Origin of the sequence: Mesorhizobium sp. M7A.F.Ca.CA.004.06.1.1, from assembly GCF_003999135.1 — a bacterium.
In the GTDB taxonomy this organism is placed as follows: Bacteria; Pseudomonadota; Alphaproteobacteria; order Rhizobiales; family Rhizobiaceae; genus Mesorhizobium.
Map to the genome: position 1 here is coordinate 1 of NZ_RZPQ01000770.1, position 2,750 is coordinate 2,750.

3 protein-coding genes and 1 pseudogene are annotated in these 2,750 nt (G+C 62.1%); 2 read left to right on the forward strand and 2 right to left on the reverse strand.

What is annotated here, in order from left to right:
- Positions 1 to 336 (reverse strand): SDR family NAD(P)-dependent oxidoreductase (locus EN906_RS29880; RefSeq protein WP_127375588.1); only part of this gene is annotated, 336 nt, incomplete at its 3' end.
- A 151-nt stretch (positions 337 to 487) separates the two neighbouring features.
- Here EN906_RS29880 and EN906_RS29885 point away from each other — a divergent pair.
- Both EN906_RS29885 and EN906_RS29890 read left to right on the forward strand, forming a co-directional pair.
- Positions 488 to 1,270: a UDP-2,3-diacylglucosamine diphosphatase gene (locus tag EN906_RS29885; RefSeq protein WP_164748893.1), complete on the forward strand. Its 783-nt coding sequence runs from the start codon at positions 488 to 490 to the stop codon at positions 1,268 to 1,270.
- A 125-nt stretch (positions 1,271 to 1,395) separates the two neighbouring features.
- Positions 1,396 to 2,610 (forward strand): MFS transporter, encoded by a 1,215-nt coding sequence (locus EN906_RS29890; RefSeq protein ID WP_127272350.1) that lies wholly within the window; start codon positions 1,396 to 1,398, stop codon positions 2,608 to 2,610.
- Here EN906_RS29890 and EN906_RS38560 read toward each other — a convergent pair.
- Positions 2,581 to 2,750, reverse strand: a pseudogene (locus EN906_RS38560) (dipeptide epimerase); the annotation flags it as partial. The gene EN906_RS29890 and the pseudogene EN906_RS38560 overlap by 30 nt on opposite strands.

Sequence of the window (2,750 nt, forward strand, 5' to 3'; positions counted from 1 at the left end):
ATTCTGGGTGACGCCTTCGAGGATCTTTTCGCGATCGAGCGTGCGGAAATCGCGAAGCGGCGGGCCGCCATTGTTGTTGACCAGGATATCCGGCTCGGGACAGGCCGCGAGCAGCGCCTTCTGCACCTCCGGCTTCGAAACGTCGCCGACGACTTCCGTCACCGTGACGCCATATCGCTCGCGCAACTCCGCGGCGGTTTTCGCCACCAGTTCGGCGTTGCGCCCGTTGACCACGACATCGCAGCCGGCCTCGGCCAGCGCCATGGCGCAACCGCGCCCAAGTCCCTTGCTCGAAGCGCAGACGATGGCCTTCTTTCCGCGGATACCGAGATCCATGACGATTTCTCCTGTGATTTGGCCGGCAAGCTAGTCCTTCGGCTGGACCAATCGCAACCGTCATACGGTTGTTGCATGAATCGGGGCATAGGCTCGCGAAAGCAACGGTGAAATCGCGATGTCCGGCCAAGAGCCCCGCACTTTCCGCAGCATGTTCATATCCGACGTCCATCTGGGCTCGAAGGCGGCCAAGGCCGAGTTCCTGATCGATTTCCTTCGATATCACGATGCCGATATCATCTATCTGGTGGGCGACATCGTCGACGGCTGGCGGCTGCGGCGGAGCTGGCACTGGCCGCAAAGCCACAATGACGTCGTGCAGAAACTGCTGCGCAAGGCGCGCAAGGGCGCCAACATCACCTACATCGCCGGCAACCATGACGAGTTCGCCCGCCAGTTCCAGGGCGTGCATTTCGGCGGCATCGTCGTCGCCGACCGTGCCATCCACGAGACCGCCGACGGCAAGCGCCTGCTCGTCATCCATGGCGACCAGTTCGACACCGTGGTCCACAATGCGCGCTGGCTCGCCTATCTCGGTGATCACGCCTATGACGCGGCCATGCTGGTCAATCGCGTGGTGACGCGGCTGCGGCAACTGCTCGGCCTGCCGTATTGGTCGTTTTCGTCCTGGGCCAAGCACAACGTCAAGAAAGCGGTGAACTTCATCGGCTCGTTCCAGACCATGCTTGCGGATGAGGCGCGTCGTTCACACGTCGACGGCGTCATTTGCGGCCACATCCATCATGCCGTCATCGAGAATTTTGGCGATGTCCAGTACATCAACACCGGCGACTGGGTGGAAAGCTGCACGGCCGTGGTCGAGCATTTTGACGGCCGCATGGAAATCCTGACCTGGGCGCAGGTGCTGCCAGAAGCGCCGGACGAGCCCTTTGTCCCGTTGCTCATCGCGGACCGGGTAGGGCAGGCGGCATAGTCCGAAGTCTTTTTCGGGCTTCGGAATCGATCAATTAGTCCAACCGGTTTCGTCCGGTTTTCGTCCATGTTAAGGGATCGATACGCGTTGCCGTCCGGTCGAATACAGCGCGATTGGATCGATTCATGGCCCTGCCGCAGCTCTCGCCCGAACAACTCGTCAAGCCGCGCCATTTCGAACTGCGCATGAGCCTGATCTTCGCGACGCTGTACGTGCCGCTCGGAACGCATTTGCCTTATTTTCCACTGTGGCTGCAGGCCAAGGGTTTTCACGCCGAGCAGATCGCCGTCATTCTGGCGGCGCCGATGTTCCTGCGCGTGGTGACGACGCCGTTACTGACCGCGTTGGCCGACCGTGCCAGGGACCGCGCCGATGTCTATGTCGCGCTGATGGCTGCATCACTGCTCCTGTCGGCAGGCTATTTCCTGCCATCGACCTATGCGATGGTGCTGGCGGTCTCACTGGCGCTGACCATTGTCTGGACGCCGCATTCGCCGATCGCCGATTCGCTGGCGCTTTCGGGTGTCCGCCGCTTCGGTTCGAACTACACAAGCATGCGCAAATGGGGCTCGATCTCCTATCTCTGCGCCAATGTCGCCGGCGGCTTCATTCTGTCGGCAACCGGCTCGCAGGCCGTTCCGGTTATCATTCTGGCGGCGTTTGCCGCGGCCCTTGCCGCCGGCCTGCTGGCGCCGCGTCTAGGCCGTCCGCGGCGCGCCTCACCGCTGTCGGCCACTGATATCCAGCATTCGGCGCCGAAGCTTCTCAACCCGTATTTCCTGTATTTTTCCGTCGGTGTCGGCGTCATCACCGCCAGCCACGCATTCCTCTACGGTTTCGTCTCCATCTACTGGAAATCGATCGGCCTCAGCGATTCGGTTGTCGGTCTCTTATGGGCTTGGGGCGTGGTGTCGGAAGTCTGCATGTTCATGATGTTCACCCGCTTTTTTGACCGGTTCTCCGTCGTGTCGATCATGGTGATGGCGGGGATCGGCTCCATCGTGCGCTGGATCGCCTTTCCGCTGGTCTGGCCGCTCGGCCTCGGCATTCCCGGTTTCTTCGGTGTCCAGTCGCTGCACTCGGTCTCGGTGGCGCTTGGGCTGATCGGCCTGCAGAAGATGATCGGCGAAACCGTCTCCGAGGAGCGGACAGGTGCCGCGCAAGGCATTGCCTATTTCTCCAACGGCTTCTTCATGGCGGTGGTGACGCTGGCGTCCGGCCCGCTCTACGACCATCTCGGCGTGGACGGCTTCTTTGCCATGATCCCGATCGCCTTGATCGGCCTCGTGCTGATCGGCCTTGCAGCGCGCTCAGCCCCACAGCGCCACTTCGGGCGGTGACACCAGCGATCCCTGGTAGACAAGGCCCGGTACCCGGTCGCGGGCAAGCAGCAGCGGACCGTCGAGGTCGACGAAATCGGCATGCTGGGCAAGCAGCACCGCCGGCGCCATCGCCAATGACGTGCCGATCTGCGCCGATG